Below are 2,416 nucleotides of genomic sequence, written 5' to 3'. Positions count from 1 at the left end.
GCGCTACGGGCGTCATCCCCGTGGGGCGTCCGCGTCGGCGATGAGTATCCGGTAGCCGTAGTCGACGCTCTCGCGTGTGGGGAGGTGGGGGGGGGGGGGGGGCCGGGGGGGGGGGGGGGGGGCCGGGCCGGGGCCGGGCCTGGCCGGGACCTGCCGGGCCGGGCCGGATCGGTCAGAAGTGGATCTGGCTGATCGTGTCCCCTATGGAGTTCATGAACCTGTTCACCGACGGCGCGATGTCCGTCGAGGCGAGGAAGAAGCCGAACAGGATCGCCACGATGGCGGGTCCGCCCTTGATGGACTTACTGCGGATCATCAGCACAAGGATGATCGCCAACACCACCGCTACGGACACTGAAACGGCCATAACTGATCACACCCTCGGTCGGTCCGCCTAGCCGGCCGCGGGACCGCGCTCCGTCTCGCACCCCGCTGGCCACCATCGTGCCACCAACACCTGTGTCCATGTGGCCGGGTGACGAATCATCGACGTCCAGAACGCGCCATCCCTCAGTCCCCGCAAACCGTCGCAACTGCAACGATCCGCCGGGGCAGGCTACTTGGGCCCCGGCAATGCGACGGCGAAATCAAAAGGGCCGTGCGCGATCGTTCCATCGTCCACACAGGTAAAACACAGAAATGCACAGAATGCATGGACCGCGCCGGGGCATACGTCGAACGGGAAATGAGGACCGGCGTCAACCCGCCCGAGAGGGTGGCGATATGCCCGCTTCTAGGCGGATGAATCAGGGCATAGTGCACGGTTGTTGTCGGTTTCCCGTTCCCGCGGACCGTCCGGTGCAGCGGTTTTACGAAATGCATTGGGCAGGTCTAGGGTGCGTCAAATGGTTCAGGCTTCACAGGGATATGAGAAGGCCTCCCGGACGGGCGAGGAGCAGCGGGGATCAGCTCCGGCGGCCGTCGCGAACGCATCGCACCCGGTGGCCGACACGCCGCAGGACACGGACGGCCAGTCCGCGCGATCGGCCTCCTCCGGGTCTTCCGGCGGGTCTTCGGGACATGTGACGTCCACCATCGCGCCGCCCTCGGGGAGCGGTTCGCGAGCGCCGTCGGCCGCCCCCGGCACCGCGGCCGCCGGGGCTCCCGCGCCGAAGCGGCGCGAGGCGTTCTTCGACAACGCGAAGTACCTGGCGATCGTGCTGGTGGCGGTGGCCCACTCGTGGGAGCCGATCATGGACGGCAGCCGTACGACCAAGGCGCTGTACATGGTCGTCTACGCCTTCCACATGCCGGCCTTCATCGTCATCTCCGGCTATTTCTCCAGGAGCTTCACGGCCAAGCCGCACCAGCTGAAGCGGCTGGTGACCGGTGTCGCGGTGCCGTACGTCGTCTTCGAGACGGCGTACTCGCTGCTGCGGTGGGCCGGGGAGAAGCCGCACCACCTGACCATCAGTCTCCAGGACCCCTGGTTCCTCACCTGGTTCCTGATCGCCCTGTTCGTCTGGCGGCTCACCACGCCGCTGTGGAAGGCGATCCGCCATCCCCTGCCGGTGGCCCTGGTGATCGCGATGCTCGCGGCGTTCTGCCCCTCGATCGGTGACGACCTGGACCTCCAGCGGGTGCTCCAGTTCCTCCCGTACTTCGTGCTCGGCCTGTGCCTGAAGCCGGAGCACTTCCAACTCGTGCGGCGGCGCGAGGTGAGGCTGCTCACAGTGCCGGTGTTCGCTGTCGCGCTGGTCTTCTCCTACTGGATCGCACCGCACTTCGCGTCCGCCTGGCTCTACCACAACACCAGTGCGCAGCAGCTGCATCACGCGTGGTGGACGGGGCCCGCGATGGAACTGGGCCTGTTCGCCTGCTCGCTGCTGCTGACCGCGTGCTTCCTGTCCTGGGTGCCGGGCCGGCCCATGTGGTTCACGGTGCTGGGCACGGGCACGATCTGCGGCTATCTGCTGCACGGCTTCGTGATCAAGGGCGCGGGGTTCGCGGGGATCTTCGACGACCACCCCTGGCTGAGCGCCCCTGCGGGCGAGGCCGTGGTGTCGGTCACCGCGGCGGTCGTCGTGACGCTGCTGTGCAGCCCGCCGGTGCGGCGCGCGTTCCGCTGGGCGACGGAGCCCGACATGGCGTGGGCGTTCCGCGCGGGCGGCTGAGCCCTCCGCCCCGAAGACGGGCGTACGGCCGGTGCGGTGGTTGAGGCCGCACCGGCCGTACGTCGTTTCCCGGCGCCGTTGCGAGGCGCCGTCTCCGGCGTCGCCTCCGGGCGTTGGCGGTCCGGCGCCGCTGTTTCCGGGCCGCGCGCCGCCGCGTCCGCCGCGCGGCGCTACCGGCCGAGCAGGACGTCGACCTCCTTCATCTGCGCCTCGGTGAGCGGGCCGTACGCCATCGCGCCCGCGTTCTCCTCGGCCTGCGCGCGGGTGCGGAAGCCGGGGATGGGCACGGTGTGCGCGCCCCT

2 protein-coding genes and 1 pseudogene are annotated in these 2,416 nt (G+C 69.2%); 1 reads left to right on the top strand and 2 read right to left on the bottom strand.

The genetic code is table 11. The annotated features are described in order from the left end of the window. Positions 1-172 precede the first annotated feature (172 nt). On the bottom strand, positions 173-367 hold the full coding sequence (locus LCE31_RS38910) for a hypothetical protein (protein ID WP_225022957.1): 195 nt from the start codon (positions 365-367) through the stop codon (positions 173-175). A 478-nt stretch (positions 368-845) separates the two neighbouring features. On the opposite strand from LCE31_RS38910, the gene LCE31_RS38905 reads away from it, so the two are divergent. Continuing rightward, positions 846-2,114, top strand: coding sequence for an acyltransferase family protein (locus LCE31_RS38905; protein ID WP_225022956.1), 1,269 nt, complete (start codon positions 846-848; stop codon positions 2,112-2,114). 170 nt (positions 2,115-2,284) lie between these two features. Here the strand turns inward: LCE31_RS38905 and LCE31_RS38900 are convergent. Beyond that, positions 2,285-2,416, bottom strand: a pseudogene (locus LCE31_RS38900) (aldo/keto reductase); the annotation flags it as partial.

The organism is Streptomyces sp. 8L (assembly GCF_020176795.1).
GTDB lineage: Bacteria > Actinomycetota > Actinomycetes > Streptomycetales > Streptomycetaceae > Streptomyces.
This window is presented reverse-complemented; position numbering and strand designations above follow the sequence as displayed.

Bases quoted from the DNA above. Each gene is read 5' to 3' on its own strand.
- LCE31_RS38910 (WP_225022957.1), bottom strand. From the start codon at position 367: ATGGCCGTTTCAGTGTCCGTAGCGGTGGTGTTGGCGATCATCCTTGTG.
- LCE31_RS38905 (WP_225022956.1), top strand. From the start codon at position 846: ATGGTTCAGGCTTCACAGGGATATGAGAAGGCCTCCCGGACGGGCGAG.